Origin of the sequence: Pantoea sp. ME81 (genome assembly GCF_903970985.1) — a bacterium.
In the GTDB taxonomy this organism is placed as follows: Bacteria; Pseudomonadota; Gammaproteobacteria; order Enterobacterales; family Enterobacteriaceae; genus Pantoea; species Pantoea communis.
The window spans coordinates 1-2,308 of sequence record NZ_CAJCKS010000319.1 but is presented as its reverse complement, the minus strand read 5'-3'; the positions used below and the strand labels follow the sequence as shown (position 1 = coordinate 2,308).

Genomic DNA, 2,308 nt, shown 5'->3' with positions numbered 1-2,308 from the left:
CCTTTGAAGAAGCTGTGGCGATGGGTAGCACGCTCGTGCAACTCCATTAACGTCAGCAAGATGACCCAGATCGCCATCAGCAGGCCGATCACCGTCATCGCTTCAATGCGGTCCTGCAGCAGCCACGGTAGCGCGATCGATAAGATCAGTGTGACCAGCAAGCCGACGCCCAGGCGTTTCCACAGCTTCTGCGGCTCATCGCGGCGCCAGCGTACCAGTGGCCCAATGCCGAGCATCAGCGCGAACGGTGCCATCAACCAGGTAAACATGGTGTTGAAGAAGGGTTCGCCGACAGAAATACTGCCCAGTCCAAGCTGCTTATGGACTAACGGCAACAACGTGCCCAGCAGCACCACCAGCATGGCCGCAATTAACAGAACATTATTACCCAACAGGAAGGATTCGCGTGACCAGGCTTCGCTCTGCACGCGGCTGCGCACCTTGCCACCTTTGATGGCATAAAGTAGCAGCGAGCTACCAATCACGATCACCAGGAAGGCGAGAATGAACATGCCGCGCGCCGGATCGGAAGCAAATGAGTGCACTGACACCAGCACGCCTGAACGCACCAGGAAAGTGCCCAGCAGGCTTAATGAGAATGCCGTGATCGCCAGCAGCACCGTCCAGGATTTGAAGCTACCACGTTTTTCTGTCACCGCTAGCGAGTGCATCAACGCCGTACCGGCCAGCCATGGCATGAACGAAGCATTCTCGACCGGATCCCAGAACCACCAGCCACCCCAGCCCAGTTCGTAATAGGCCCACGCGGAACCGAGCACGATACCAATGGTCAGGAAAACCCAGGCCGCCGTCGTCCACGGGCGTGACCAGCGCGCCCATGCGGTATCGAGGCGCCCTGCCATCAATGAGGCGATAGCAAAGGCAAAGGCAACAGAGAAACCGACATAACCCATATAGAGCAATGGCGGATGGAAAATCAGCCCGATATCCTGCAGCATCGGATTGAGGTCGCTGCCATCAACCGGGAAATTCGGCAAGGTTCGGGTAAACGGATTCGAGGTCAGCGTAATGAACAGCAGGAAGCCAAGATTGATCATTCCCATCACAGACAGCACGCGTGCCAGCGCATCCTGCGGCATACCGCGACTGAAAATCGCGACCGCTACCGTCCAGGTGCTGAGCAACAGCACCCACAGCAGCAGTGAACCTTCATGCGCGCCCCAGGTGGCCGCGATGCGGTAGTAAACCGGCAGTAGGGTGTTGGAGTTGGTGGCGACATAGGCCACGCTGAAATCGTTAACGATAAACGCATGTACCAGCACCACGAAGGCGGCAACGATACAGGCGAACATGCCCCACGCCAGCGGACGTGCCATCGCCATCAAACGTGCATCCTGACGGGTTGCGCCCCACAACGGATAAATACTTAATAGCAGCGCGAGTCCCAGCGCCAGGCAAAGCAGAAAGCTGCCAATTTCCGGCATCATGATTGAGCACCTGCCTGCTGATAAGTCGCTGCAGGTCCTGTGTGGTTTTTCTTCATCGCATCTTCAATTTCTGGCGGGGTGTATTTTTCGTCATGTTTTGCCAGCACTTCTTTGGCATTGATCAGGTTGCCGCTTTCCAGCACGCCCTGCGCCACCACGCCCTGCCCTTCACGGAACAGGTCCGGCAAGATGCCTTCGTAACTTACGCTGATCACGCCGTTGGCGTCATACAGCTTGAAAGAGACAGCCAGCGTTTTCGGATCGCGCTTCACGCTGCCAGGCATCACCATGCCGCCGACGCGCAGACGTTGCCCGGTTTCCGGCATCTGATGCGCTTCACCTTTGCCGTACAGAATTTCACTCGGGGTGTAAAACAGGTCAATGTTGGAACGCAGCGCATACATCACCAGCGATGTGGCCAGGCCTAAGCCGACCAAAATCGCGACCACCACATACAGGCGGTTACGACGACGGATATTCACACGGTTTCTCCTGCTGCTTCACTGGCAGCTTTTTTCGACTTGGCCGCGCGAATGCGGCGCTCCCTGGATTGACGCTGGCGAATTTCTGCCAGCAAACGGCGGCGGAACAACAGGGTATGCAGCACCAGACCGAATAAAGGGATTAACGTGAGGATGACGGCGAGCCAGACATAGAAGGCATAGCCGCCCATGGCGAAGAAGTCGCTCCATGATGAGAAAGCCGGTGTCATGCTTTGCGCCCTCCCTGAGCCACATCGATCGCCCATGGACGATGGCGCTCGCTGAACAGGATCAGGTTACGCAGGCGCATTAGCGTCAGCGCGCCAAACACCAGCAGCGATCGGAATACCGTCGATCACGGACACAGCGCCCCACCGC

Annotated in this window: 3 protein-coding genes and 1 pseudogene; all 4 read right to left on the bottom strand. The window is 57.3% G+C overall.

Annotation, left to right across the window (positions count from 1 at the left end):
- On the bottom strand, positions 1–1,448 hold a 1,448-nt coding region (locus tag H7A81_RS26905), incomplete at its 3' end, for a heme lyase CcmF/NrfE family subunit (protein WP_182059297.1).
- A complete protein-coding gene (gene ccmE / locus H7A81_RS26900) occupies positions 1,445–1,930 on the bottom strand; it encodes a cytochrome c maturation protein CcmE (protein ID WP_182059296.1) in 486 nt (161 codons plus the stop codon). The genes H7A81_RS26905 and ccmE, both read right to left, overlap by 4 nt.
- The gene (gene ccmD / locus H7A81_RS26895) at positions 1,927–2,160 is read right to left on the bottom strand and encodes a heme exporter protein CcmD (protein ID WP_034825187.1); all 234 of its coding nucleotides are present in this window, start codon (positions 2,158–2,160) and stop codon (positions 1,927–1,929) included. The genes ccmE and ccmD overlap by 4 nt, the downstream gene beginning before the upstream one ends.
- Positions 2,157–2,267: pseudogene (locus H7A81_RS27880) on the bottom strand (heme ABC transporter permease); the annotation flags it as partial. The gene ccmD and the pseudogene H7A81_RS27880, both read right to left, overlap by 4 nt.
- Positions 2,268–2,308 lie beyond the last annotated feature (41 nt).